The 26,249-nt window shown below is 63.6% G+C and carries 16 protein-coding genes and 1 pseudogene; 4 read left to right on the forward strand and 13 right to left on the reverse strand.

All coding sequences use genetic code 11. The annotated features are described in order from the left end of the window. Nucleotides 1–68 precede the first annotated feature (68 nt). A complete protein-coding gene (locus HV796_RS16945; RefSeq protein ID WP_175227692.1) occupies nucleotides 69–3,227 on the forward strand; it encodes an acetoacetate--CoA ligase in 3,159 nt (1,052 codons plus the stop codon). Between the two features lie 90 nt (nucleotides 3,228–3,317). On the opposite strand, the gene HV796_RS16950 is transcribed toward HV796_RS16945, so the two are convergent. Beyond that, entirely contained in the window at nucleotides 3,318–4,376 is a 1,059-nt protein-coding gene (locus HV796_RS16950; RefSeq protein ID WP_175227659.1) for an acyltransferase family protein, read from the reverse strand. A 286-nt stretch (nucleotides 4,377–4,662) separates the two neighbouring features. Between HV796_RS16950 and HV796_RS16955 the strand changes: the two genes are divergently transcribed. After that, on the forward strand, nucleotides 4,663–6,750 hold the full coding sequence (locus HV796_RS16955) for an acyltransferase family protein (RefSeq protein WP_246355900.1): 2,088 nt from the start codon (nucleotides 4,663–4,665) through the stop codon (nucleotides 6,748–6,750). Between the two features lie 186 nt (nucleotides 6,751–6,936). On the opposite strand, the gene HV796_RS16960 is transcribed toward HV796_RS16955, so the two are convergent. Next, nucleotides 6,937–8,034 carry a glycosyltransferase family 2 protein gene (locus HV796_RS16960; RefSeq protein WP_175227661.1) on the reverse strand — a complete coding sequence of 366 codons (1,098 nt, stop codon included), beginning with the start codon at nucleotides 8,032–8,034 and terminating at the stop codon, nucleotides 6,937–6,939. 423 nt (nucleotides 8,035–8,457) lie between these two features. Between HV796_RS16960 and rfbA the strand changes: the two are divergent. Both rfbA and HV796_RS16970 read left to right on the forward strand, forming a co-directional pair. Beyond that, nucleotides 8,458–9,342: pseudogene (gene rfbA, locus HV796_RS16965) on the forward strand (glucose-1-phosphate thymidylyltransferase RfbA); the annotation flags it as partial. 189 nt (nucleotides 9,343–9,531) lie between these two features. After that, nucleotides 9,532–10,608: a glycosyltransferase gene (locus HV796_RS16970; protein WP_175227663.1), complete on the forward strand. Its 1,077-nt coding sequence runs from the start codon at nucleotides 9,532–9,534 to the stop codon at nucleotides 10,606–10,608. Nucleotides 10,609–10,637: 29 nt separating this feature from the next. Here the strand turns inward: HV796_RS16970 and HV796_RS16975 are convergent, their stop codons facing one another. From HV796_RS16975 to HV796_RS17030, 11 genes are all read right to left on the reverse strand, one after another. Continuing rightward, nucleotides 10,638–11,900 carry a flippase gene (locus HV796_RS16975; protein WP_175227664.1) on the reverse strand — a complete coding sequence of 421 codons (1,263 nt, stop codon included), beginning with the start codon at nucleotides 11,898–11,900 and terminating at the stop codon, nucleotides 10,638–10,640. Between the two features lie 12 nt (nucleotides 11,901–11,912). After that, the gene (locus HV796_RS16980) at nucleotides 11,913–13,160 is read right to left on the reverse strand and encodes a glycosyltransferase family protein (RefSeq protein ID WP_175227665.1); all 1,248 of its coding nucleotides are present in this window, start codon (nucleotides 13,158–13,160) and stop codon (nucleotides 11,913–11,915) included. A gap of 162 nt (nucleotides 13,161–13,322) precedes the next feature. Further along, nucleotides 13,323–14,462, reverse strand: coding sequence for a DegT/DnrJ/EryC1/StrS family aminotransferase (locus tag HV796_RS16985; protein ID WP_175227666.1), 1,140 nt, complete (start codon nucleotides 14,460–14,462; stop codon nucleotides 13,323–13,325). Between the two features lie 282 nt (nucleotides 14,463–14,744). Continuing rightward, nucleotides 14,745–15,695: a glycosyltransferase family 2 protein gene (locus HV796_RS16990; RefSeq protein WP_175227667.1), complete on the reverse strand. Its 951-nt coding sequence runs from the start codon at nucleotides 15,693–15,695 to the stop codon at nucleotides 14,745–14,747. Between the two features lies 1 nt (nucleotide 15,696). After that, nucleotides 15,697–16,974: a glycosyltransferase gene (locus tag HV796_RS16995; protein WP_175227668.1), complete on the reverse strand. Its 1,278-nt coding sequence runs from the start codon at nucleotides 16,972–16,974 to the stop codon at nucleotides 15,697–15,699. Continuing rightward, nucleotides 16,962–18,065, reverse strand: coding sequence for a glycosyltransferase family 4 protein (locus tag HV796_RS17000; RefSeq protein WP_175227669.1), 1,104 nt, complete (start codon nucleotides 18,063–18,065; stop codon nucleotides 16,962–16,964). The genes HV796_RS16995 and HV796_RS17000 overlap by 13 nt, the downstream gene beginning before the upstream one ends. Nucleotides 18,066–18,128: 63 nt before the next feature. Continuing rightward, nucleotides 18,129–19,166 carry a glycosyltransferase family 2 protein gene (locus HV796_RS17005; protein ID WP_175227670.1) on the reverse strand — a complete coding sequence of 346 codons (1,038 nt, stop codon included), beginning with the start codon at nucleotides 19,164–19,166 and terminating at the stop codon, nucleotides 18,129–18,131. 5 nt (nucleotides 19,167–19,171) lie between these two features. Beyond that, nucleotides 19,172–21,394 (reverse strand): polysaccharide biosynthesis tyrosine autokinase, encoded by a 2,223-nt coding sequence (locus tag HV796_RS17010; protein ID WP_175227671.1) that lies wholly within the window; start codon nucleotides 21,392–21,394, stop codon nucleotides 19,172–19,174. A 100-nt stretch (nucleotides 21,395–21,494) separates the two neighbouring features. After that, entirely contained in the window at nucleotides 21,495–22,670 is a 1,176-nt protein-coding gene (locus HV796_RS17015; RefSeq protein ID WP_377693574.1) for a polysaccharide biosynthesis/export family protein, read from the reverse strand. A gap of 763 nt (nucleotides 22,671–23,433) precedes the next feature. Beyond that, nucleotides 23,434–24,504: a sugar transferase gene (locus tag HV796_RS17025; RefSeq protein ID WP_175227693.1), complete on the reverse strand. Its 1,071-nt coding sequence runs from the start codon at nucleotides 24,502–24,504 to the stop codon at nucleotides 23,434–23,436. Nucleotides 24,505–24,685: 181 nt separating this feature from the next. Further along, nucleotides 24,686–26,143 carry a mannose-1-phosphate guanylyltransferase/mannose-6-phosphate isomerase gene (locus HV796_RS17030; RefSeq protein ID WP_175227694.1) on the reverse strand — a complete coding sequence of 486 codons (1,458 nt, stop codon included), beginning with the start codon at nucleotides 26,141–26,143 and terminating at the stop codon, nucleotides 24,686–24,688. Nucleotides 26,144–26,249 lie beyond the last annotated feature (106 nt).

The following is a 26,249-nucleotide window of genomic DNA, read 5'->3' on the forward strand; positions in this document are numbered from 1 at the left end:
TGCAAGGACAGACCAGTGTCGGCCGGACCACGACAACGCGTGCCGATACAAACGCAAACAAGGACGCCATGCCCGCCACGGACGTCGCGCCACCGACGCGCGCAATACTCCATACGCCTTCGCCTGAGCGCATCGCACGCTCGCAAATGAGCACATTCGCGGCTGCGCTGCAGGCCCGCACAGGCGTCGATTGCAGCGACTATGAAGCGATGCACGCGTTCTCGGTGCGCGACTACCGCACCTTCTGGCGCGCTTTCATCGAGTCGACAGCAGGCCTCGATTACGCGGGCGACCCCGATCCGGTCTGCGTCGGCGATGTGTGCGAGCATGCAACGTTCTTTCCGAATCTCGAACTGAACTTTGCGGACAACCTGCTTGGCACACAGCTCGCCCCCGCGAGCGCGCCGGCACTGACCGCCTGCCACGCGGACGGTCGGCGCGTGCGCCTCACGCGCGGCGAGTTGCGCGAACGCGTCGCACGGCTGGCATGCGCGCTCGAGCGGCTCGGTGTAAAAAGCGGTGACCGTGTCGCCGCGGTGATGCGCAACGATGAGCAAGCAATCGTCACCGCGCTCTCGATCGCGGCGCTCGGCGCGACGCTGTCGACAGCGTCGCCGGAAATGGGCAGTGAAGCGCTGCTCGATCGCTTCGAACAGCTGTCGCCGCGCCTGCTGTTCGCGCACACCGCGACGCTGCCGTCCGACACCGGCATGACACCTGCGGAAAAAGTGGCAAAGCTTGCCACGGTCATCCGCTCGCTCGACGGTGTCGTGACCCTTGACGATGGGCCGCTGCCCGCCGGCCTCATCCAGCCGGTCCATTCACTCGCGAAGCTGATCGCGAGCGCCAACGCGGCTGACTTCGTCTGGCGCCGTTTCCCGTTCAACCAGCCGCTTTTCATCATGTTTTCGTCGGGCACGACCGGCAAACCGAAGTGCATCGTGCACGGCGCAGGCGGCTCGCTCATTGAGCATCTGAAGGAACACCGGCTGCATAGCGATCTGCGACCCGGCGACAAGATGTACTTTCACACATCGTGCGCGTGGATGATGTGGAACTGGCAGCTATCGGCGCTCGCGTCGGGGGTCGAGATCGTCACGTACAGCGGACCGCTCGCGAGCGTCGATACGTTATGGCGTCTGGTCGCCGACGAACAGGTGACGGTGTTCGGCACGAGTCCCGCCTATCTGAAGATGTGCAGCGAAGCCGGTCTCGAACCCGCGCGCGAGTTCGACCTGCATGCGCTGCGCGCAATGATGTCGACCGGCGCGGTGCTGTTCGATGCGCAGTTCGAGTGGATACGCGACCACGTCAAACCTCTGCAGCTGCAGTCGATTTCCGGCGGCACCGATATTCTCGGCTGCTTTGTGCTTGGCAATCCGAACCTACCCGTCTTTACCGGAGAAGCGCAGTGCAAGTCGCTTGCGCTCGATGTGCAGGCGTGGGACAACAGTGCCGGCGCGCCGGCACAGGGAATTGGCGAACTGGTCTGCGCGAATCCTTTTCCGTCGCGGCCGCTCGGCTTTTTCGGCGACCCGGACGGTGCGCGTTTCCATAAGGCGTATTTCGCGGCCAATCCGGGCCTATGGACGCACGGTGACCTGATCGAGTTCTCCGCGACAGGCAGCGCAAGGCTGCACGGCCGCTCGGACGGTGTGCTCAACGTGCGCGGCGTCAACGTCGGGCCCGGCGAAATCTACCGTGTGCTGAGCGACATCGAAGGTGTGCGCGAAGCGATGGTTGTTCAGCAAAACGTACCCGCCCGCGCCGCGCCGCGTCGCGCACCGTCAGCGCAGACGCCGGTTGAATACGACCGGCGCGTCGTGCTGCTCGTCGTGCTGCAGAACGGCGTTGCGTTGAACGGCGCACTGATCGCGCATATGCGCCGCGAACTCGCGCGCCGCGCGTCGCGCGCGCATGTGCCCGATGTCGTGATGCAGGTCGACGCGCTGCCGGTCACGCATAGTGGCAAGCCCTCCGAGGCCGCCGCGCGCAACGCGGTGAACGGGTTGCCGGTCGGCAATACCGGCGCGTTGCGCAACCCTGAATGCCTGGACGTGATCCGCAACCATCCGGCGCTGACCGTCACCGCGCGCGAACTGCCGCCGCCGGGCGAAACGGCCGAAGACCTCGAGCGCTATCTGCAGGCGCTGTGGGAACGTCTTTTCGATCTGACGCCGATCGGGCGTGACGACAGTTTCTTCGACCTCGGTGGCGACTCGCTGCTCGCCGCGGCGATGATCGCCGAAGTCCAGCAGGCGACCGGTGCGACGATCTCGCTCGCCACGCTGCTCGCCGCACCGAGCGTCGCGCAGCTGGCCACCCATATCCGCGGCAGCCACGCCGGCGAAATCGCCGCGTCGCAGATTATCCTGCCGCTGCGCGCCGGCACCGGTGCGCCGGTGTTCTGGGTGCATAGCATGGCCGGTTCGGTGATGGAATGCCTCGCAGTCATCCATACGCTGCGCACGCCGCGTCCGTTTATCGGCATCCATGCACGCGGGTTGAACGGCGAAGCACCGCCGCTGCAAAACGTCGAGCAGATGGCGAGCTCGTATATCGCCGAAATGCGCAGCGTGCAGCCGCACGGCCCCTACTCGCTGGTCGGCTATTCGTTCGGCGGGTTGGTCGCGTACGAAATCGCGCAGCAATTGCATCGCGCGGGCGAACAGGTCGAGATGCTCTGCCTGGTCGACACCTACGTGCATGAACGCTGCCTGCCATGGGGTGCATGGCTGCGTTTCCAGCGCGGCTACGTGAAGCGTCAATGGCGCACGTTCAGCGGCCTGCCGCTCGCGCAGCGTGTCGGCTTCGTGAAACGCAAGCTCAACGGCGCGGCAGACAAGATCCGGCTGCGCCTCGGCCACATGGCGCACAAGCCGTTTCCGCAGATCGCGCATTTCCCGCCCGTGCTGGTACGCGTGCGCGAAGCGATGCGCGTCGCGATGACGACCTATCGGCCCGCACCGTATATGGGCGGACCGGTTCACTATGTCCGCGCGGCGCTGCTCGACCCCGAACGCGGCGATCCGCTGCCGCTGTGGCGGCGGGTCGCACGGCGTGGCCTCGCGATCGCGAACGTCGACGGCAGCCACACCGATATGATTCTCGAGCCGAATATCGACGTGCTAGCCGCCGCGCTGGACCGGGTATTCAGCAATGAAATTGCGCCGTCAGGTTCGCAGTCGGCATCGGCCGCGCTGCGCACGAAGAGCGGATACGCGTGACATGATCTCGTGAAGCGAGGCCCCGCCTGCGCGGGGCCTCGCGCGTCGTCGACGCCCGGCGTGTCCGTTGCCCGGAGCACCGCCCCTCTACTACTCCGTGCGTTCCGCCGCCAACGGATTCGCACTCGATGGCAGCGGCACGCGCGAACGTGAGCGTGTGTCGAGCGTGCGCCGTGCGAATTTGAAGAGCGGCCGGTCGACGAACCGGTAGAACACGCAGCCCACGCAGGTCGCACCGATCACGGCCAACACCGCGCCGAGCGGCGCGCGAATGTTGAAGCCGTGTACCACCTTCGGCAGCAGCTTGCGCATCGATTCGACGACGAACGGATGGCTCAGATAGGTCGCGTAGCTCGCGTCGCCGATGTACATCAGCGCGCGCGTCGCACGGTTGTCGCGAATCGACTCCTCGAGGCTCAGCGCGCACATCAGCAGAGTGAACGTCGGCACGCCGTTCCTGACGAGCGGCGAGCTGCCGGGCAGCGCCCACTCCGCATAGGTCATCAGCACGTACATCGCGAGCGCGCCCGGCAATGCGAGCGTCGCGGGCACCCGCACGCCGCGCTTCCAGACGTACCAGGTGACGAAGCCGATCGGGAATTCGAGCACGCGGTCTTCCGCCAGGAAACGGCCGAGCGCGAAACTCGAATGCGCGGCCAACGCGGCGAAATAAAGCGTACCCAGCGCAAGCGCGATAAACGCGAACCTGCGCTCGCGCATCAACAGCAGCGCAACGGCGGTGACGACGTAGAACAGGATTTCGTAGTTGAGCGTCCAGCCAACGAACAGCATCGGAAACAGCTGCCCGCTTTCCTTCGTGTAAGGAATGAAGAACAGCGACTTGAAGAGTTCGACGACATTGGCCGTCGTCGAATTGAACAGATCGGGCCGCACGATCGCGCCGCAAAAGACCACGAGCGTCATCAGCCAATACAGCGGCACGATGCGCGCCACGCGGCTCACGACAAATTCGCGCAGCGTGATCGTGCCCGCGCTCAATGCAAGCGCGATCACGAAGCCGGACAGCACAAAGAAGATATCGACGCGAAATGCACCAAATGCCGTGCCGTTCGTGATCATCACATGGTGCACGATGACCGTGGTCGCCGCCACCGCGCGAAGAATTCTTATTGAGTTGAGCTTACGCATCTGGCACCCATAGTGGGACATTCGCCGCAGGATTCTACGTAGACGAAATAGCGTGGATCAGACAATGTCCCGGCTGCGTCCGCCGCTCGCGTTCGCTGCACCGGAAACGGCACACAGTTGTCCGTCGACGCCTGGCGATTGGCCGATATCGCCGCACCGCCGCGACCAGTATTGACGGGCAGGCTGCGCGAACCAGCGACGCGGCCGGCGGCGCTTTGCGTTGCACGGATCACGAACAGACCGGCGAGATGGGCAACATTCGGGGTACACAATGAATCCACGGCAGATGAACGTCAGCATGCTCGCGGCCGAGCGCCATGCTTACGCGCCCTACATCGACGGTCTGCGCGCCATCGCGGTACTCGCGGTGATCCTCTATCACCTGCATGCGCAGTGGCTGCCCGGCGGCCTCGCGGGCGTCGATATCTTCTTCGTCATTTCCGGCTTCGTTGTCAGCGCATCGGTCGGCGGCCTCAGTTCGGTGAGCCTGCCGCGCTTCATGCTGTACTTCTATGCGCGTCGCGTGCAGCGTATCGCGCCGGCGCTGATCGTCTGCCTTGTCATCACCGCGCTCGCGTCGGTGCTGTTCATTCCATCCGCGTGGCTAAGCGACACGAACTCGAAAACCGGGCTTTTCGCGTTCTTCGGGCTGAGCAATCTCGTGCTCGCGAAGACCGGCAACGACTATTTCTCGCCGCGCGTCGAATTCAACCCGTACATGCATACGTGGTCGCTCGGCGTCGAAGAGCAGTTTTATCTGATCTTTCCGCTGCTGTTCTTTCTATGGGTCAGCCGTGCGCCGCGCAAAAAGCGGACCCTCGCATTTTTCGCCGGCGGCTTTGTCGCATCGCTTGTCTGCGCGAAGTGGCTCGCGTCAGGTCACCCGACGCTGGCGTTTTACCTGATCTTCAGCCGCTTCTGGGAACTTGCGGCAGGCGTCCTGCTGTACCAGGCGCTTGCGTTGAGCGGACGTCCATTCGGCGTCGCCGAACGGGGCGCCACGAAGGTCGCATCGGGCGCGGCGCTGCTTTCGCTCGGCCTGGTCGGTGCAGGCCTCGCACTATCGAAGCCGAGCACGTTTCCGTTTCCGGGCGCATTGCTGCCGGTAGCCGGCACACTCGGTCTGCTCGCCTTTCTGCATGGCCGGCGCACTGAAGGCGTGCTGCATCGGGTGCTCGCGTCGCGCGGCGTGGTGTTCGTCGGCAAGATTTCGTACTCGCTGTATCTGTGGCACTGGCCGGTGATCGTGCTGATGCGCTGGACCACCGGCATCGACACCGCACCGTTGCAAGCAAGCGCCGCCGTGCTCACGTTCGCGTTTGCCACCGCGTCGTATTACTTCGTCGAGAACCCGGTCCGCCGCGCGCGCCGCCTGCGGCAATGGCCGCGCGCGGCGGTCGTCGGCTCCGGATTCGCCGCGATTGTGCTCGGCGCGGCGCTCACATTCGGCCTTTACCATGAGCAGCCGCGGCTTTCGCTGAGCGTCGTCTCGCATCAGGCCGACGACTGGTATCCATACGGTGCGCTCAACCTGCGCTATGCGGGCTGCAGCGAGAAGTGGGACGCGCGCAAGCTCGACGACGGTCCCGTCTGGACCTACTCGCGTGTCGGCTGCAACGTGCCCGCGCGCTACACATCGCGACTGTTCGTGATCGGCGATTCGCATGCAATGGCATACAGCCTGATGTTCCGTGAACTGGCGCTGCAAACCGGTGTTCAGGTGCTGTCGTACAACAACGGCGGTTGCGCGTTTATCGGCTTCCTGCCGATGGATGGCGCGGACGCCGAACGTTGCAAGGCATACGACGCCGATGCATTCGCCGAAATACTCGCGAAGCTTCGACCGGGCGACGTCGTCTTTATGCCGTCGCTGCGGCTGCCGCGTTTCTCCGACCAGTTCGCGCGCTTCGACGATCGCGCCGCTCACGATGCGATGTTCAGCCACGCATCACTCGCCGAACGCCATGCGCGTGAGCAGGACGCGATCCGGCAACTGCGCGAGCTGACCGCCAAAGGCGCGAAGATCGTGCTCGAAGCACCCGAACCCGTGTTCAGGATGCCGGCGTTCCGCTGCGCCGACTGGTTTAATCGCGACAATCCGATCTGCACGCCTGGCGGACAGATGATACGCGCGGACGTCGAGGCGTATCGCGCGCCCGTGCTCGATTCCTACGCACGCATCGTGCAAGCGGTGCCGTCGGTCAGCGTGTGGGACCCGCTGCCCATCCTCTGCCCCGATGCGGTCTGTTCCATGCATGCGGACGGCGTGCCGCTGTACTTCGACGGCGACCATATCAGCGGGTATGCGAACCGCCTGCTTGCGCCGCATTTTCAGCAGTTCATCGCCAATCTGATGGATGCGCCGCGGACGTGAATATATTGATTGAACAGGGCTCGCGCGCGCAACCGATGCCCGCGGGCGCAGCCGTGGTTTATCGGCGCGGTTGAGGCGCGTGGGTCAGCCGTGGGGTTGAATCGCCTGGATGAATCGCGCAGTCGCATCGCACCGTTGTTGGAATCGCGCCGTCATTGGCGCGCCCCAACTCTGATCCACTCGTGATCAGTTGAACGCGTCGTCACCGGCCATCAGCCGGTCGCGCACGAACGAGCGCCAACTTTCGTAGCGCGCAGTCGGTGCACCGACGAAGTCCGGCTCGTCGCGCTTCACATGCAATTGATCCGTATAGACGCCGTATTCCGACGTATGCTGCCGACGCCGCGCTTCCGCCTGCAACTTGTCGTCAAGGTCCGCGAGAAACTTGAAGTGCAGCAGTGCGCTCGAGATCAGGTTGCCCGAGCGCGGCGCCGGCTGGTTCAGACGCGCCGGCCATAGCTGATGCGACGACTTCAGAAACGCGTACGGCTTCCTCCAGTACACGAGCGGCGTCTTGTTCAGCGCAGGGCCGTCCCACGCGTTCTTGAAGAAAATGCGCCCACGTACGCCGCCTTTCGTCCATGTGGTCCGCGAGCGCGGATCGAAGCGCGTCTGATAGCCATACGCGTCGTATAACGGACAAACGCTCGCTGGATCTTCCCCGGGCATGCACGTGTTGTCACGCGTGCGATTCACGCTATACATGTCGATCATCAGGCTATTCACCGACCGCTGGCCGTTGCGCGCGAGATGCGCGGTCAGATCGGCAATGCCGCGTCGGTCGTGGTGCGGATAGACAAAGAACTCGTCCGCGTCGACATAGAGAATCCATTTGCCGCTGCAGTAGCGCGACAGCACCGAATTGATCCAGTCGTTGCCGAAACGCGAGTCCTTATAGGACCCTCGCGCGGCGAACAACGACACACCGGGTTCGTCGGCGAGCAGCGCGCGCAAACCGTCGGTCGACTCGTTGTCGAGTACGATGAACTGCTCGAAACCCAGCGCCTTGTAGTACTGAAGAAAATACGGCATGCGGTGTGCTTCGTTATGTACCGTCATGATCAGCACGTGCGACGCAGAGGAGAGTCCCGGCGCGATCCGCACTGCGGCTACCTGATGGGCCTTCGCCACACGCCGGATATGCGCCTTCGAAAACTCGAGCGCGTTATAGATCACATAGGAAAAGAAACCCGCGCGTTCGTCGCGCCGCTGCCCGATTTTCGGCGCAGCGCCGCCAGCGGCTTGCGGCAGGTGAATCGGCGTTGGCTGGTCGTTGGTCGTCATGTGCGAAACCCTGGGCGGTCCTGAGCAGTCTTCTGTTTGCGGCACCGGCTAACAGGCGCAACGATTGGACAAATGGCGAAAGCACAACAAGCCGGCCCACCCGTGCGTCGGTGCGTCACTTCGAATGCGACACGATACTAGCATCGAAGCCGTCCGACGAAGCGTCGGCACACCGCACTTTCGGGCCCGTAGTGTGGCCTTCCTATCGTTGCCGGCCGTCACGTGTGCGAGCTCATCGGATGAACGCGCCGCATTGCGCCGAATGGCCGATCCCGCCGGGATTTGGGCCGAAGCGGAGGGATCCGGCTGCCTAGAATGCATAACAAGCGTAGGAGTGCATCGCGCAATGCACGCCTGTTCGCCACCGTCGGCAACGGCGCGGCGGATCCGCACAGATGCGGCGCCGACTCGAAGGAGATTGCGATGGCTCGCAAAGGCATCATTCTGGCGGGGGGCTCGGGCACGCGTCTGTACCCGGTCACGCATGCGGTATCGAAGCAGCTGATTCCGGTCTACGACAAACCGATGATCTATTACCCGCTGTCGACGTTGATGCTGGCCGGCATCCGCGATGTGTTGATCATCTCGACGCCGCAGGACATACCCCGCTTCGCGACGCTTCTGCGCGACGGCCATCAATGGGGGATGAACATCCAGTATGCGATGCAGCCGACGCCCGATGGCCTCGCCCAGGCCTTCATCATCGGGCGGCGCTTTATCGGCCGCTCGCCGTCGACGCTGATCCTCGGCGACAACATCTTCTACGGTGACGATCTGCCGGCGCGCCTCGCGCGCGCGAGCGCCACGAGGCATGGCGCGACGGTATTCGCGTATCACGTGAGCGACCCGGAACGCTATGGCGTCGTCGAATTCGACAACCGGCAGCGCGCGCTCTCGATCGAGGAGAAGCCCGCGCTGCCACGCTCGAACTATGCGGTGACGGGGCTTTACTTCTACGACAACGATGTCTGCGACATCGCAGCGAGTATCAGACCTTCCGCACGCGGTGAACTCGAGATTACCGATGTCAACGCCTGTTACCTGCGTGACGGACGCCTGAACGTTGAAATCATGGGACGCGGCAATGCGTGGCTCGACACCGGCACACACGACTCGCTGCTCGACGCGGCGATGTTTATCGCGACGCTGCAAAAGCGCCAGGGCCTGATCGTGTCGAGTCCCGAAGAAGTCGCGTACCGGCAGGGCTGGATCGACGCGCCGCAATTGCAAAAGCTCGCTGCACCGCTGATAAAAAGCGGTTACGGAAACTACCTGCTCGGCATTGTCAACGACCGGCCACCCGAGCCGCTCGAAATCGAATCTGCCGTTATGCAGGACATGCATGTGATCGACGTGTTGAGCCAAGGCAGCCACCACGCGCTGCCAACCTGAGCCGCATGCGGCGGCCGCCACGCGGATGCGGCCGCCCCTTCATGCACCGGCACAGCCGATGCGATCCGCGCATTCCAATAATGATGTAGCAAGGACAAAGCGAACATGACGACATCCGTATCGGTCGCAATGGCGACCTGCAACGGCTCGCGGTATCTGGCTGCGCAGCTGGAAAGCCTCGCGCGTCAGACCTGGCTGCCTGCCGAACTGGTCGTCACCGACGACGCCTCGACCGACGATACCGTGGCGATCGTCGAAGCCTTTGCGCGCACCGCGCCCTTTCCGGTGCGACTCCACGTCAATCCGAAACGGCTCGGCTATCGCGCGAACTTCATGAAGGCCGCACAGCTGTGCGAATCCGACGTCATCGCGTTCTGCGATCAGGATGACGAATGGCTGGAAGACAAGCTTGCCATCTGCATTGAACGCTTCGTGAACACCGACGCACTGCTGATCTGTCACAACGCAACCGTCACCGACAGCGAGATGCTTGAAATCGACACGCTAGCGCGCGACGCTTTGCCCGCCGCATACAACCCGGCGCTGACCGTCGGCCCGCTTACCTACGGATTAGGCTTCACGTTGCTATTTCGCCGGCAGTTGATGGAATTTTCGCCGCTGTGGCAGCACTCGCTCGATTTCCATGACACGGCGAACCACGAAGGCCACGACCAGTGGTTCTTTTTCCTTGCGAACGTATTCGGCTCGATTGTGTACATCGGCACGCCGCTGGCGCGCTACCGTCGCCACGCGGCGGCCGCGACCAATACGCGCTGGGCAGGCGCGTCGTGGGTCGCACGCGGGCTGCCATTCCTGTTCGAGAATCAGCACCACTGGCGCAATTTCGCAGACGGCTGCGCACGCCGCGCCGAACTGCTGCGCGAGGTCGCGAATCGCTACCCGCCGCAATACAGGGAGGCGGCACTGGCCGGCGCCGAGCGCTTCGACGCGTACGCGCTGCTCTATTTCAACCGGCTCACGCTGTACAACACACCGTCGCTGATCGAACGCTTCGCGGTCTTCTTCCGTATCCGAACCAGTGGCGGCTACCGCAACGACGACGTGTGGGCAAAAGGCAGCCGCAGCGCGGTCAAAGACCTGCTGGTTGGCGTGTTCGCACTCGGCAATCTGCGCAAGCGCTTTTCCCCTTCCACCGAAAACGTCAAGCTCGGCGGCCACTGAAGCGTTCGCTGCGCCGTTCGTCGAACCGCTCATTGCGCACCCTGCGCGCTAGCCGCGATACGGCGGCTGCGCGCACCCCGGCGTTCGAAGCAGATCAGCGCGATCACCAGCACCTCGGTAAGCACCACCGAAACTGCCGTGCCCGTCGCGCCAAACTCCTTCACGAGAATCACCGATTGCACGAAATGGAACGCCGCTGCAATCCCGTAGATACGTTTGAGCGGCCGCACTTCGCCCTGTGCAATCAGCCCGAGCTGCATCAGCACCGACGCGATACCGACCACCACCGGCAGGAAGATCAGCGCCTTGAGCACCGGCACGGCCGGCAGGAACTTCGGACCGAATGCGAGCATGACCAGTTTCTCGCCGCCGACGAACACGGCGAGAATCGCGCACACGTTCAGCAGCAACACCGTCAGCACGACGTTCCTGACGATGTGGTCGGCCTCGTTGCCGCGATTCTCCGCGTGCAGCTTGCAGATGCGCGGGAACATCGTCTGGATCAGCGGCCCGAAGAACTGCTTGATCGGGCTCACGATCTTGTCAGCCATCACGTAGAAGCCCACTGCATCGTTGCCGGTCAGAAACTTCAGGATGATCGCGTTCAGGTACGTGTACATGAACGCGAACGCGGACCCTGAAAACACATGAAACGCCTCGACTGACTGGTCCCACAGATCCTTGCGCGTAATTTTCTGCCACGACGTGAGCATGCCGGTGCCATGTGCGAGCGCGGTGAGGATCAGTCCCGACGCGAGCAGTGGCGCGAAGAAGCACACCGCGGTCGCGAGGTAGTCCGCCGACGACTTGACGATAAAGAACAGCACCGCGAGGCTAACGATACGCGTGGCGAGGGTAATGACCGCCATCAGCGGTATTTTTTCGAGGCCCTGATACAGCCAGACCGGACTCAGCACCGTACCCGCCAGCGACAGCAGGCTGATCAGAATCACGCCTTTGTCATCCCGCAGCGCGGGCACGAACTCGACCGACGCGATCACGACAAGCGCACAGAGCAGCGCAATCAGGCTTTTCGAAATCGTGACGACCCAGTAAAGCCGCGTGAGCATCTCGCGGTCGCCGCGATGAATCGATATTTTCCGCGCGGCGGTCAGATCGAATCCAAAGTCGGTCACCATGATAAAGAACTGCATGAACGCGACCGCGAAGCTCACCTGCCCGAACCGGTCCGGACCGAGCGTCCTCGACAGATACGGCAGGGCAATCAGCGGGACCAGATAGCCGCATGCCTGGATCACGTACAGCGCGGCTGTGTCTCTTTTAACCGACAAGGGAACCTCGCTTCAATTGAAGGAACTGCGTTCGTCGGAGGCGCGTGTGCCGCTCACCACCGCGTCGAAAAACTGCTGATACTGCCGGCAGCACGCGAGCCAGCCGAACTCGTCCATCGCGAGCTCGCGCTTGTCCTGCCGCGCCGCGCCGTGCCAGTTGCGCTGTGCATAGCGAACGAGCTCGGGCAACTGGTCGATACGATCGAACAGCAGCACGTTGTCGAATTTTTTCGCCGCCCACACCATGAACGGCGTCGCACGGGAAATCAGCATCGGCACCCGGCCGATCGCTTCGAAGAATGCACCGCTCACGAGCATCGAATCCGCAACGTGCGGCAGGACCAGCACGTCGGTACCGCTGATGCGCTGCTCGAACTCCTGATCCGACAGAAAGCGCGCATCGATCGTGACCGTGTCGTTCAACGCGCGGCGATCCATCACGTCGTGTAGCGTTTTCACATAGTCGGCACTGCCGTTGCCCGCGATTTCGAGCCTGCATTCCTGCGGCCAGACGTCAAGCACGGCGGCCAGGTCCTTGTACGGGCGGATTGTGCCAAGCATTGCGAAAAGCGGCTGCGTATCGTCTTTCGTGTCTTCCACGCCTTGCACGTCTGGCACGCCAGCTACGGCTTCGGCGCCATCCACGCCGGCATCCCGCCGTGCACGCGGTGTCGCCTCGTAGCCAGGCACGTCCCAGTACAGCGGGTGCGGCAGATAGCGCGCGCGGTATTTGCCTTCGAAGGTCGGCGCATGCACGACACGCGCATCGGCCAGTCCACGCACGAATGCCATCAGTTTCATCGACAGCCGCCGCATCACGCCAACGGTATCGTGCACCGCGTGGTCATGCACGAAGTACACGACTTTCGCGCGGCCGACGCAGATCACGAAACAATAGAACGCGAACACCAGACAGCCGACCGGCGACAGCAGCGTGCGCGTGCCTTTGCGCCTGAACGGCCGAAGCTCGAGCCAGTGAAACACCAGCACCGTGTTGCGGCTGAACAGATGCACAAAGCCGCCACCCAACAAGCCGCGCGCGGACAATGGTTCGACCTCGTAACCGACCTGGGTCAGAACACGCTTGACGATGTCGATATACGGATTCGTCGTATTGGTGAACGGCGAGAACAGCACGCGCCGCGCAGCACCCGCGGCCTTGACCGCCGCCGCACCCGCGGATGCGCCCGCCGTGCGCGCCTGTGCGATGCGGCGCTCGGCGCCCGCGCCTGGCACGTCATCCGGTGCGATTTCCAGCATATGGCAGCCTCCACTACGCTTTCCCCACCCCGTACGCGCGGCTCGTTGACACCGCGCGCTCTATTGGTCCGTTGCGTTTCGTCGCGTCCCGGCGTTTCGCATCGCGTTCGCGCCCACGCCCGCACACCGGACGAAGGCCGGCGTGAACCGGCCAGCCGTGCGTCACGCAGCCTTTGCCTCGGCCGCGCACGACAGAATGATTTCGATGATCCGCTCCTGCTCCACTGCCTCGAGCATCGTGTACATCGGCAGGCACAGCACCTCGGAAGACACTTCGCTCGCCACCGGCAGATTCTCGCGCGACGCGGACGGCAGATCCCGATAAGGCACGAATTCGCTGATCAGCGGATAGAAATACCGCCGCACCGCGATGTGGCGCGCGCGGAACTGCTCGAACAGCGCGTCGCGACTGATCGGAAACTCCGGCGTCACGCGAATCGGAAAGTACGCGTGATTGCGCGTATTGTTGCTCGCGATTTCGTGCAATTTCAGCCCACGCACGCCGCCGAGCGCTTCACGATAGCGGCTATCGATGCGCGCGCGCGCGGCAAGCGCATAGTCGACGTGCTTTAGCTGAAGCATGCCGAATGCGGCCTGCACCTCGTTCATCTTGCCGTTCAGGCCCGCCGCACCTACCGTCAGCTCGTCGACAATGCCGAAGTTCTTCAGCCGGTCGATGCGCTGTTTCGTTTCGGCATCGCGGCACACAATCGCGCCGCCCTCGAACGTATGGAAAATCTTGGTGCCGTGAAAGCTCAGGACCGACATATCGCCCGCGCGCAGGATCGACTGACCGTCGCGTTGCACGCCGAATGCGTGCGCGGCGTCGTAGACGACACGCAGGCCATGCTTCGCGGCGATTCGTTCAATCGCCTCGACTTCGCACGGATTGCCATAGACGTGAACCGGCAGAATCGCCTTGGTCTGCGGCGTGATGGCGGCCTCGATTCTGGCCGGATCGAGATTCATGCTGACCGGGTCGATGTCGACGAACACCGGTTTGATGCCGTTCCAGTGCAACGCGTGCGTGGTCGCGACAAACGAAAACGGCGTCGTGATCACTTCGCCGCTGATCTCGAGCGCCTGCAGCGCGGTGATCAGCGCGATCGTGCCGTTCGAGAACAGACTGATATGCTCGACACCGAGATGCTCGCAAAGCGCCTTTTCAAGCTGGTGATGAAACGGGCCGTCGTTGGTCACCCACTTGTTGCTCCAGATCTGTTCGAGATACGGGGTGAACTCCGCCAGCGGCGGAAGGTACGGCTGGGTCACCGGCACAAAGCTAGCTTTTTGGTTGTCCATATGAATGCTCGCACGTTTTGTCCGCCTGGAATAAGTCCCTCACGCGATGACATGGCTGGCGTCGCGGGACGGGCCAATCTCGCGACGTAACACTTGTCTTACGCTCCAGACTTACTGTACGTAAGCAAGCCCCGCTAAATCCGCCTAAATCACGGACGATTCGGACATACGGGCACGCGTCACCGCTTACGCCCCACGTCCTGCCCGTTCGTCATGCCAGGCAAGCCGGGCACCTGTCTTTCCCTATCGCCATGCCGCGCGCTTCATTCGATGCCGGTGCGCTCAGGGACGGCGGCCGCTACGCGAAGCAAGGCCGATATCGAGAATGCGTTGGGGATGGCTGCTGCCGCGCACATAGTCGATAAACGCGAGCACATTGCCTTTGAGGCGGCCGCGATAGTCGAAGATCGGATCGCGCTGCAGGCTGTGATAAACGTTCGACAAAAGGTGGCGCGTGATAAACACATATGCCTTCTTGCGCGCCATCGTGTTCTTCTTCACGAGAAAGATCGGGTTCGCGATCTGCGAGTAGCCGAAGCGCACGCCGGAGATACGGCCGTTTTTCACGCCCAGATGCACACCGCGGCAAGCCGGCTCGTAGACGAATTCGCCGAGCGCGAGCGCCTGCGACGTGTAGTCCTGATCTTCCTGCCAACCGTAGAGCGGCAGCGCTTCGTCGAAACGGCAGGCGCGAATCACGCGCTCGACGAAGGCCATGTTGCAGCCATAGGCCGAATTCAGCGGCCGACGCTCGGCGCCCGACGCCCAATGCTCCTGCGGCGCGAGCGCGCCCGACAGGTAGCGCAGCGCGTCGGCTTCGGACACGCCTTTGCCGCGCACACCATCGGCGAGGATCTGGCCGGTCATGCCAATCATGGCCGGCTGTGCGGCAAACAGTGCATCGCACTGCTGCAACCAGCCGCGATGCGGACGGAAGTCGTCATCGAAGAACGCGGCAAACCACGGCTCTTCGACGCGGTCCCGCTCGAGGTCGCGCAACAGTTCCGCGACGCCGGCGTTTCTCTGCACGGTCAGGCCGGGACCCTTCGCAAGCAGCAGTTTCACGGTCGCATGCGCGTGCAGCGGATGACCGGCGACATCGGGCAGATCGGCCGTTTCCGCACCGACCACATAGACCGCATCCGGACGGGCGTCCTGCTCGAACAGAAAGTCGAACAGCGTGGCGGTTTCGACAGCGCGCCCTTTCGTCGCGATGATCACGTACTTTTTCATGTCACTCCTCAGCCAGCAGGACCGGACGTTGCGTTTCGGCACGGCCGGTATCGATGTGGCCCGCGTCCGCGCACCGGGCGTCCGGGCCGACGCTTGCGGCGAGCCGGTGTTGCGCCACGCGAACCGCGTCGTCGACGACGCGCCGGAACTCGCGCCGGAACCGCTCGGGCGTAAACCGCAGCGCGTTGCGATGACACACCTCCGGGTGGAACGGACCGTGCGCCTCGAAGCGTGCAATCGCATCGACAATCGATTCGACGCTCTGCTGCCGGTAGAACACGCCGGTGCGCGCCATCGGGTCCGGCGATTCGACCACCGTCTCGAGCACGCCGCCGCGGCCGTATGCAATGACCGGCGCACCGCATGCCTGCGCCTCGACCACCGAGAGGCCGAAGTCCTCTTCGGCGGCGAACACGAATCCGCGCGCACGTTGCATGTAGTCGATCAGCAGGTCGCCCGGCTGGTAGCCGAGCAGCGTGACATTCGGCCCCGCCAGCGCCTTCGCGCGTTCGAACTCCGGTCCGTCGCCGATCACGACGAGCCGCTTGTCCGGCATCTTCGAAAATGCCTCGACGAGCAGCGGTACGCGCTTGTACGGCACCATCCGCGATGCGGTCAGGTAGAAGTCTTCGCGCCGCGTGCCCGGTACGAAGCGCTCGATGTCGATCGGCGGATAGACGACGGTCGCGTCGCACCCGTAGGTCTTGCGCATGCGGCGCGCGATAAAGCCCGAGTTCGCCATGAATGCGTCGACGCCGGGCACCGAGCGCAGATCCCACATCCGCACGTAATGCAACACACCACGCGCAATCCAGCTCTTCAAGCCTCTCGTCATGCCCGCCTGCTGCAGATACTCGTGCTGCAAGTCCCACGCGTAACGGATCGGCGAATGCACATAGCTCACGTGCACCTGGTCCGGCCCGGTGATGATTCCTTTCGCCACCGCATGGCTGGCCGAAATCACGAGGTCGTACGCGGACAGATCGAACTGCTCGATCGCGAGCGGCATCAGCGGCAGATAGGACCGGTACGCGGTGCGCGCACGCGGCAGATGCTGGATAAACGATGTTTTGGCCCGCTTGCCGAGCAGCTTGTCGCGGTCCGCTTCCGGAAAGAAGTCGACGAGACTGAACAGGTCCGCTTCCGGCCACATCGCGATGATCTGTTCGAGCACCCGTTCCGAGCCCGCATACGTGACCAGCCAGTCGTTGACGATCGCGACACGGCCGTAGGGCGGCCGCACCACGGAGGGCACTTCACTTTGCGCTAAGTCAGCCATGGCGATATCTCTTCGAGTAACTTGACTGCCGTCGCACGCCACGTCAGCTGCGCGGTGATCGCGTTGCCTTTCGCGCGCAAGGTGTCGCGCAGCGCGGCATCGGTCGTGATGCGTTCGAGCAGGTCGGCAAGCTCGCGCGGATCGTCCGGCGACACGTACAGCACGGCGTCGCCGCACGCCTCGACCACCGAAGGCAGCCGTGACGCGATAACCGGGCAGCCGAGCGCAAGCGCTTCGACCGGTGGTAGACCGAAGCCTTCATAGCGCGACGGGTACACAAAACACGCGGCATGCCGATACAGCGCATTCAGATCCGCGTCGTTCACATAGCCGAGATGCTTGATCAGCGGCGGCAGCGGGTCCTGCGACGTGCCGTAGACGCGCGGATCGCCGCCGCCGACCACGACGATGTCGAACGCCGCGTCGCCGAGCAGCCTCGCCGCATCGCTGACGAGCTTGAAATTCTTGTGCCGGTTGAGGCTGCCAACCGCCAGCACATAGGGCCGTTGTGCGGTCGCGCCGTATGAATTCGCGCCGGCCTCGGGCATGCGCAGCATGTGCTCGCCGCTTTCCGGCACGACCCCGATCTTCGCCTGCGGAATCCGGTACGCGTCGCACAGTTCGCGCCGCGAAAACTCGGAGACCGTCAGCACACGCCGCGCGATGCGCCCCAGGCGCGGCGCCATCAGCCGGTACCACGTGCCGAACGCGCGGCTATAGCTGTCGGGTACACGCACCGGCGCCGCATCGTGCAGCACGGTCACCTGCTGACGGAAGAAGAGCGGACCTGAATTGCACAGATTCAACAGCAGCGAGCCATGCGCCGCGCGCGGCAGGCTCAGTTGCTCCCAGCGCATGCCGTGCCCATTGCCGACCGCCCGCAGTGGAATGCGCGCAAACGGATTGTGCAGCGCGCCCAGCGTGTGCGGCACGACAATCTGCGCGTTCAGCCCGGCGACAAGCGGGTCGCCGCTCTGCAACATCTGGTCGAGCGCGCGCACCGTCTCGAACGCGAAGCGGTCGACGCCGGTCGCCTGCCGGCCGAGAAAGCGGCCATTAATCATCAGACCGCGTGCTGCCGTTGTCGCCATCTGCGTTCCCCGTGGTATTGGTTTAGTGCGGTCGCCCTGCGCGCGCCTTCGTGGCCGCTAGCGCTAGTGCGCCGGATGCGCCTGCCTTGCGAGCGGGTTCGCGATATAGCGGATCGCGTAGTCGCTGATCCGCCGCGAAGGCACCAGACACAGTGCGGTCAGCGCGAGCGCACCGAGCTTTTTGCCGGTGCTCCAGAACGGATTGCCGAGCACCGCATGGAAATAGCGACCGGACTCAAATGCGAACCAGCGCCAGCGTCGGGAGATTGGCGCGTCATACACTTGCGAGCACAGGCGCGCCTTCTCGTACGAAAAGTCGTTGCCGTGCGCGGGCAGCGTTTCGCCCAGGCGCTGCGCGACCAGTTCACGCAGTGCATTCCAGCGCACCGGAAAGCCCTCGATCACCTCGTTGAAGTCCTGGCAATTGGCGATCGACAAGCTGATCTTCGGCGCGCCGCCGTCCTCATCGACGACGAACGAACGATGCACGCGGTAACCGCCCAACGGCGTGTCAATCGAATGAATCGGCCCGACCATCGCGATGCCGTAAATCGCGAAGAAATCCGCGGCAATGCGGCGGCCGCCCGCGAGGGGAATCGGCAGGATCTTTTTCAGCGCGCTCACGCGATAAGCGTTGCCCGACGCTGGCGGCGATGGATAGAGCCAGCCGCTTTCGAGCAGCTTGCGGCAGTCCGCGGGCGGCTGCGAGTTGGGCACCCGCGCGCCGGTGGGCGTGCCGTCCTGCGCGATCACATCAAGCGTGAACTGCACCTTTGCATAGCCGCCGCGCTCGAACGCATCGAGCACCTGCCTGACCGCGCCGTCGTACAGTACGTCATCCGAATCGAGATAGATCAGATATTCGGTATCGACAAGTTCGAGCCCCTGGTTGTACGCGGACGCCTGCCCTTCGTTCTCCTTGAAAACCGCGGTGAGCTGGTCGCCATAGCTTTCGATGATCGCGCGCGAGCCGTCGGTCGAACCGTCGTCGATCACAACGACATGCGTCCTGTCAGGCTCCTGTCTGAGTGCCGAATCGATCGTCTCGCGAATAAAGCGCTCGTAGTTGTAGCTGCAGATGATGATCGTCATATCCTTCATCGCGTTTATTCCTTCGCCGCTTCCGGCGCATCGCTGCCGTAACTCGAGTACCCGTACGCGCCGTATTCCTTGCCATAGCGGCTCGGACGCGACGTCATATCGTTGAAGATCACACCGCGAATCGGCACGCCGATCTGCGCGAAGCGCCGTGCGGATTCGCGCAGTTCCGCGAGATTCGTCACACCCTGGCGCGCGATCACGAACACGTTGCCGGCCAGCTTCGCGACGATTCCGGAATCGGCTACCGGTAAAATCGGCGGCGCATCGATCAGCACCACGTCGTATTCCTGCTCGACGCGTTGTGCAAACGCGATGAATTTGCGGTGCATCAGGATTTCGGTCGGGTTCGGCACGTAGCCGCCGCTCGCGACAAAGTCGACGCCCGGCAGGATCTCGCGGCGCACGACCTGCTCAAAGCTCAGGCCGCCGACGATCATCTCGGTCACGCCCGGCGTGCACGTCGCGCCCAGGTAGTGATGCAGCGATCCGCGGCGCAGATCCGCGTCGATCAGCAGCACGCGCTGGCCCGACGAGCCGATCAGCGTCGCGAGGTTCACCGACACGAACGATTTGCCGACGACCGGCGTCGCGCCCGCAAGCAGCACGATCTTGTTCGGCGCATCGAGCAGCGCGAACTCGAGTGCGCTGCGGAAGCTGCGCAGGCTTTCGATCGCCGCATCGCCGGCCGATGCACGGGCGAGCACGAGATTGGTGCCCGTGTTGGTGGGCAGGCTGCGCGTGATCTGCTCCTGCAGCTTGCTGCGCGGCACCGACGCATAAACCATCATGCCCGTGCCGTACTCGATCTCCTCGACTGCGCCGATACCGTCGATCAGCTTGCGTTTCACCAGCACCAGCGCGATGCTCAGGAACAATCCGGTCAGCACCGCGCCCGCCACCGCGAACGCACGCTTGGGCCGGATCGGGCTTTCCGGCACGATCGCGCTATCAACGAGGCGCACATTGCCGACCTTGCCGGCCTTCAGCAGTCGCAACTGCTCCTGCGTGTTCAGCAGGTTCGTGTAGAGATCGGTGTCGACCTGCACGTCGCGCTGCAGGCGTAGCAGGTTTTGCTCGAGTGGCGGCAGCGCCTTGGTCGTGGCTGCGATGTGATCGAGTTCCTCGCTGGCCGCGCCAAGCTGCGAGTCGATCGCCACCACCGCCGGGTGCTCTGATGTAAAGCGCGCCAGCAGTTGTTCGCGCTGCTGCTTGAGGTCGGCGATGCGGCCTTGCGCTTCGACCGAGCGCTGCAACAGCGCCGTGGCTTCCGCGTTCAGATCCACGGTGCCATGCTCGGATCGGAATGCATTGAACTTGCTTTCGGCCGCTTCGAGCTGGACCTTCAGATCCGGCAGTTGCTGTTCGAGGAAACGAATGGATTTCTCCGCCTCTTCCTCGGTCCGTTCCATGTTCTGCTTCACATATTCGGCGCCGACCGCATTCAGAACTTCGGCGGCGCGCCGCGGATCGCTGCTTTCGAGCGCGACACCGATCACGTCCGACTGCTTGCCCTTTTCGGTGATCAGCAACGACTTCTGCAGTGATTCGATCGTCGAGAGCCGCGAATGGCGCGCCACGTCGAAGGTCGACCCCGGTTCGCCCACCGCCTCGTCGACCATCAGGTCGATCGGACCGGCAGGCGTTTCCGCGTGCAAAAGCTCGCCGACGCGCCCCTGCAGATGCAGTTCCTTCGACGACAGCGTGTACGCACCGCCGTTTTCTAGTTTCAGCACGAACGGTGCACCGTTCAGACTACCTGGTACATCGAAGGTCGATACGTCGATGCGGTCGTCACCCCATGCGTAACCGCCGAGTCCGGAGCGCACGAGGCCCGGCAGATGCCGCGCGATCCATTTACCGACCACCGGGAAATAGTGCGGCTGTGCGGCGATAAACAGCTTCGTGCGATCGACGGCGCGCGAAATGACCATCCGCGAACGCAACACCTCGATCTCCGCCGACGCCGCCGTGTGCACCGCGAACATCGACGACACGTCACTCAGCACATTGCGCGCCGAGTTCTGGTTTTCCTCGACCTGCACCAGCATGTCCGATTGATAAACGGGCTCCGCCAGCATCGCGTACGACACGCCGACTAGCGCAAAGCACGAGGTCACCGCCGCGATCAGGCCGCGATTGTGGTACAGCAGATCGACAAAGTTGCCGACGTGCGAGCCTTGCGGCGAGTCGGCGTCGATCGATTGAAATTGCAGGTCGCGCTGGGTCATGTTTTCTCTCCACCTCGGTATGCGTGCGCTCAAGGCATGCCGGTATCGGCCTACTGCATGCATTACCGCTGCGTCGATCAGTTTTGTCAGGTGTTATCCATCAATAGCCAAGTGCCCTGGATGTCGCCGCCGCTTGCGTGCTCGGCAGGATCAAACCAATGACACGAGCCCATCTGACGAGCGCCGAGGCGTCGACGAACACCACGTCGTCCGGCTTCAGGTCGAAGCTGTCAGCGGTCGCCATCGCGGTCGGAGACGATGCGTCCAGATGGAACACAGTCGGCTGCCCTGATTCGCGATTGCGCACGACGAAGATCTGCGATGCGTCGCCCGAACTCTGGTTGACCCCGCCCGCATCGCCGAGCGCCTGACTCAGTGACATACGGCCGTTGTTCAGCACGAAACTGCCTGGATGCTCGACTTCGCCGAGCACCGATATCTTGCTGTCGTTCGACGAGAAGACGCGTACCAGATCGCCGTCGCGCAGCACGATGTTGTTCGGGTTGGTCCCCTTTGCGATCAGGTCAGGAATATTCACGACCACCGTCTCGTCGCTGCGCGTGACCGCGATCTGCGAACGGTCTCCGTTCGTCGTGAAACCGCCGGCCCGGTTGATCGCCTCGGGCAGCGTCATCGTCATGTCGTTCAGCGTCTGCAGGCCCGGGTTGCGCACTTCACCATCCACATAGACGCGTTTGCTGCGGTAGGCTGTGATGCGCAACGTGACCTGTGGATTCCTAATATATTTGCTGAGCTTCGTGGTCATCAGATCGCGCGCTTCCATTTCGGTCAGCCCCGCGAGCTTCACCGGCCCGATGTACGCGTACTGGACCTTGCCGCCGCTATCGATCGTGTAGCCAGAGACCACCGAGTTCGAGCCGGTCGCGTCCTGTCCGCCCGACCCCGTGGCTTCGGGCATGTTCAGTTCCGGGTGGTCCCAGACGATGATCGACAGGATGTCGCCGGGGCCCAGCGCGTACGGCGCCGGCTTCGCGAAGAGCGCGGTCACGCCGGTCGGGATGCCTTTCGGCCGCTCCGCTTCCTGCTTCGAAATCAGCTCGCCGTTGATCTCGACCAGCGAATTGGGCGGCAGCGCGTCCATCCCGTCCGCCTTCGGCGCACCCGGCCGTGTGCTCGCGAGCGGGTCGGACTGGATGGTGCCCGCGCCGCTGACGCGGCTGCTGTAACTCATTCCCGGCGCCATCGCGCAACCCGTCAGCACGGTGACGATCGCAGCACCCGTGACGAGCGCCAGATGGCGGCGCAGCGACTTCACGATGGCGCCGCGCCGGCCGTGCGCTGCGACCGCGGAACTGGTTGTGTCTGCAAGCGATTCGCCACACTGAGCGGCTTTTACCGGGCTTGCAAAACTGGACTCGCTGTGTAACATGGTTCTACCCATCTGTTTGCAGATCCAGCTCACTTACCCGTTCAGGCATCGCAATGAGCAAAGAACTGTTCCGTACGCTTTCGCTGATACCGCTTGCTGCGTTTTCGATTCACGCCGCAGCTCAACTGGTATCCCCCCGTCAAGCACTTACAACTACCGAGACTGCACGACAAACCGGCGCGACGCCAAATCGAAACGTCGCCACGGGTGCGGTAACCCACATTCACCCTACTTACACCGGTCCGGCTCCGATTGCGCCGACGCAAGTCCAGCCGACGTACTCGAACCCGTTGCCTTCTACCTCCACCGCTACCGCCACGTCGGGCCAGGTGGCAGGCCTCGCGCAAAACACCCGGGCTAACAGCGGCAACGCAGCGCCCGCTCATGCACCACACCCGTCGCTGCAAACGTTCCATTACCGCCCTGCCACGCAAACGGATACGTCGATGCCCAACCCGTACGCGTATGGCGGCTGGAGCGGCGACACATCGAGGGGCAACAGCCAGATCTACGCTTCGCCGATCACCCCTCAGGTCGCGCCGCCTTCGCCCTGGAATCGCTAACGCTGCTGCGCGCCTGATCCATTTCAGGCAGCGCGCGGCGCACCACACGCTGCAACACCGCGGCCCCGATGCGGCCACAACGCGATCTAATACGCGCCGCTGCCGTACACCACCACCTTGAACGTCTTGAACAGAATCGTGATGTCGCGTGCCAGCGACCAGTTCTTTACGTACGCAACGTCGAGCGAGACACGTGTCTCGTAGTCCGTATCGCTGCGGCCGCTGACCTGCCATAGGCCGGTTATGCCGGGCTTGGTCATCAGGTAGTAGTCGACGTCCGCACCGTAACGTTCGAGTTCCTGATCGATCACCGGACGCGGTCCGACAAGGCTCATATCGCCGCGCACGACATTCCACAACTGCGGCAGTTCGTCGAGACTCGTGCGCCGCAGGAAACGCCCAATCGCCGTGACGCGCACGTCATGCTTCAACTTGAACTCGCGTTCCCATTCGGCGCGCGCCTGCGGATCGGTTTCAAGCAGATGTTTGAGCACCTGATCGGCGTTCACGACCATCGAGCGAAACTTCAGACATCGGAACCTGCGACCGTTGAGTCCCACGCGCACGTGCCCGAATACGATGGGTCCCCCATCGCGCCTGACCGCCAGCGCAATCACCGCAAGCACCGGCGACAGCGCGATCAGCAACGCAATGCCGACCACCACGTCGAAGCCGCGCTTGATCGCCTGACTTGCCGCGGTGGGACCGAGCGACACATGCACGCGCTGCACCGGCATGCCGTCCGCCCCGACCATGCGCTGCCGCAGCTGGCTCGCGATATTGAATGCAACGACCGTCAGCGTATGTGCGACGAGCAACAGAATCCCGCTCGTCAACGTCCAGTAGAGGAACCACGGCACGGACAGCACACTCTTGCGCTGGATCAGATACAGCAGTGCGAGACCGCACATCTGCACGACGAGCCATGCAATCGCGGTGCGGGTCGCCGAGCTGACGACCGAGCGTTTGATCTGCGCTTTGGTTGGATAGGTGCCGCACGCCGGAAATACCGACAGCGCGAGCGCGGCGACGAACGCGACGAGCAGCGAATCAAGTTCATAGTGAGCGCCGGCCGCCGTCACGTTCAGATGCAAGGCGCCGAAGGCGCCCAGCACAATCAATGCGACATCGATCGCCCGATGGAATAGTCCAGCCATGTCGTTACTCCACACCTTTGCCGTCTCTCGCGCGAAACGCCATCCGTCGCCGGACATCGCGACCGCGCTCCCTTCAACGACGCCCGACGGCGCCGGCGCGACGCCTGCCGCCGCGTCCGCGACGCGGTGCGGCGTCGCGGACGGCGGTAAGCGTTGCGTTTTCCGGCGCGCAGTCAACACGTCATCCCCTTCCGTAGTTGTCTTCGAAACGCACGATGTCGTCCTCGCCCAGGTAGGCACCGGACTGCACTTCGATCACTTCGAGCGGCAACTTGCCGGGGTTCTCGAGGCGATGGCGCACGCCGAGCGGGATGTAGGTCGACTCGTTTTCGCCGAGCAGGAACTGCTCTTCGCCGCGCCAGACTCGCGCGGTGCCGCGCACGACGATCCAGTGCTCGGCGCGGTGGTGATGGAGTTGCAGCGACAGGCGCGCGCCTGGCTGCACGACGATGCGCTTCACCTGGAAGCGCTCGCCGCGGTCGATCGAATCGTAGAAGCCCCATGGGCGGCGCACCTTGCGGTGCTGATCGGCTTCGGGCGCCTGTTCGGCCTTGATTCGCGCAACCAGCCCCTTGACGTCCTGCACGCGCGAGCGGTCCGCCACCAGCACCGCATCCGCGGTCTCGACCACCACCACGTTGGTCGTGCCGACGCACGCGACGAGACGTCCTTCGGAGTGCGCGTAGCTTGCCGTCGCGCCTTCAAACATCACGCGGCCGCGCGCGACGTTGCCGTCGGCGTCCTTTTCGTGTGCATCCCATACGGCGTCCCACGAACCCAGATCGGACCAGCCCGCTTCGAGCGGCACGACCACGCCCTGGCACGGCAGGCTGCCGGTGCCCAATTGCTCCATCACCGCGTAGTCGATTGAATCGGACGGGCTCTGTTCGAACTGGGCGGCGCCGGGACGCAGGAATGCGCCGTCTTTCCGGCTGTTGGCGAATGCCGCGACGCACGCGTCGTGCATCGTCGGCTGCAAGCGCTTGACCGCCTCGAGCCAGATCGATGCGCGCACGACAAAAATGCCGCTGTTCCACCAGTACTGGCCGCTCGCGACGTATTGCGCGGCAAGCTCATGTGCCGGCTTTTCGACAAAGCATTCGATATGGCGCGCGCCGTCCTGCAGCGCAGCGCCGACCTTGATATAGCCAAACCCGGTATCCGGGCGCGTTGGCGGCACGCCGAGCGTCACGATCGCGCCGCCCTCCGCGTGACACGCGGCCGCGAGAATCGCGCGCTGGAACGCGTCGACGTCGGCGATCGAGTGATCGGCCGGCATCACGACGAGGATCACGTCCTCGCCGTGCGCGGATGCGACGACAGCCGCGAGCGTCAGCGCCGGCGCCGTGTCGCGGCGGGCCGGCTCGACCACCAGCCGCGCGTCGACACCGTTTGCATGCAACTGCTCGACCGCGACAAAACCGTGCTCTTCGCCGCACATAATGATCGGCGCGCCGACCACCTTGCGCGCTGCGGGAAAGCTCGCCATCCGGCGCACCGTCGTCTGCAGCAACGAGTCCGGGCCGACGATGTCGAGCAGCTGCTTCGGGCAGTTCGCCCGCGACATCGGCCACAGGCGCGTGCCCGAGCCACCGGCCAGCACGACCGGCGCGAGTGCAAGACCTTGCGCAGCCGGCATCGCATCCGGGACACAGGCACGCGATCGTTCATCGAGCGTGCCGGAAATCACTTCGGTCTGTTCGCTAGCCAACATTTCAGATTCCTAAATATGTAGACGTTTCGCC

Origin of the sequence: Paraburkholderia humisilvae (assembly GCF_902859855.1) — a bacterium.
Taxonomy (GTDB): domain Bacteria; phylum Pseudomonadota; class Gammaproteobacteria; order Burkholderiales; family Burkholderiaceae; genus Paraburkholderia; species Paraburkholderia humisilvae.

What these genes read in the sequence shown, in the direction of transcription:
- HV796_RS16945 (WP_175227692.1), top strand. Translation starts at nt 69, where the DNA reads ATGCCCGCCACGGACGTCGCGCCACCGACGCGCGCAATACTCCATACG.
- HV796_RS16950 (WP_175227659.1), bottom strand. Translation starts at nt 4,376, where the DNA reads ATGCGTAAGCTCAACTCAATAAGAATTCTTCGCGCGGTGGCGGCGACC.
- HV796_RS16955 (WP_246355900.1), top strand. Translation starts at nt 4,663, where the DNA reads ATGAACGTCAGCATGCTCGCGGCCGAGCGCCATGCTTACGCGCCCTAC.
- HV796_RS16960 (WP_175227661.1), bottom strand. Translation starts at nt 8,034, where the DNA reads ATGACGACCAACGACCAGCCAACGCCGATTCACCTGCCGCAAGCCGCT.
- HV796_RS16970 (WP_175227663.1), top strand. Translation starts at nt 9,532, where the DNA reads ATGACGACATCCGTATCGGTCGCAATGGCGACCTGCAACGGCTCGCGG.
- HV796_RS16980 (WP_175227665.1), bottom strand. Translation starts at nt 13,160, where the DNA reads ATGCTGGAAATCGCACCGGATGACGTGCCAGGCGCGGGCGCCGAGCGC.
- HV796_RS16985 (WP_175227666.1), bottom strand. Translation starts at nt 14,462, where the DNA reads ATGGACAACCAAAAAGCTAGCTTTGTGCCGGTGACCCAGCCGTACCTT.
- HV796_RS16990 (WP_175227667.1), bottom strand. Translation starts at nt 15,695, where the DNA reads ATGAAAAAGTACGTGATCATCGCGACGAAAGGGCGCGCTGTCGAAACC.
- HV796_RS16995 (WP_175227668.1), bottom strand. Translation starts at nt 16,974, where the DNA reads ATGGCTGACTTAGCGCAAAGTGAAGTGCCCTCCGTGGTGCGGCCGCCC.
- HV796_RS17000 (WP_175227669.1), bottom strand. Translation starts at nt 18,065, where the DNA reads ATGGCGACAACGGCAGCACGCGGTCTGATGATTAATGGCCGCTTTCTC.
- HV796_RS17005 (WP_175227670.1), bottom strand. Translation starts at nt 19,166, where the DNA reads ATGAAGGATATGACGATCATCATCTGCAGCTACAACTACGAGCGCTTT.
- HV796_RS17010 (WP_175227671.1), bottom strand. Translation starts at nt 21,394, where the DNA reads ATGACCCAGCGCGACCTGCAATTTCAATCGATCGACGCCGACTCGCCG.
- HV796_RS17025 (WP_175227693.1), bottom strand. Translation starts at nt 24,504, where the DNA reads ATGGCTGGACTATTCCATCGGGCGATCGATGTCGCATTGATTGTGCTG.
- HV796_RS17030 (WP_175227694.1), bottom strand. Translation starts at nt 26,143, where the DNA reads ATGCCGGCTGCGCAAGGTCTTGCACTCGCGCCGGTCGTGCTGGCCGGT.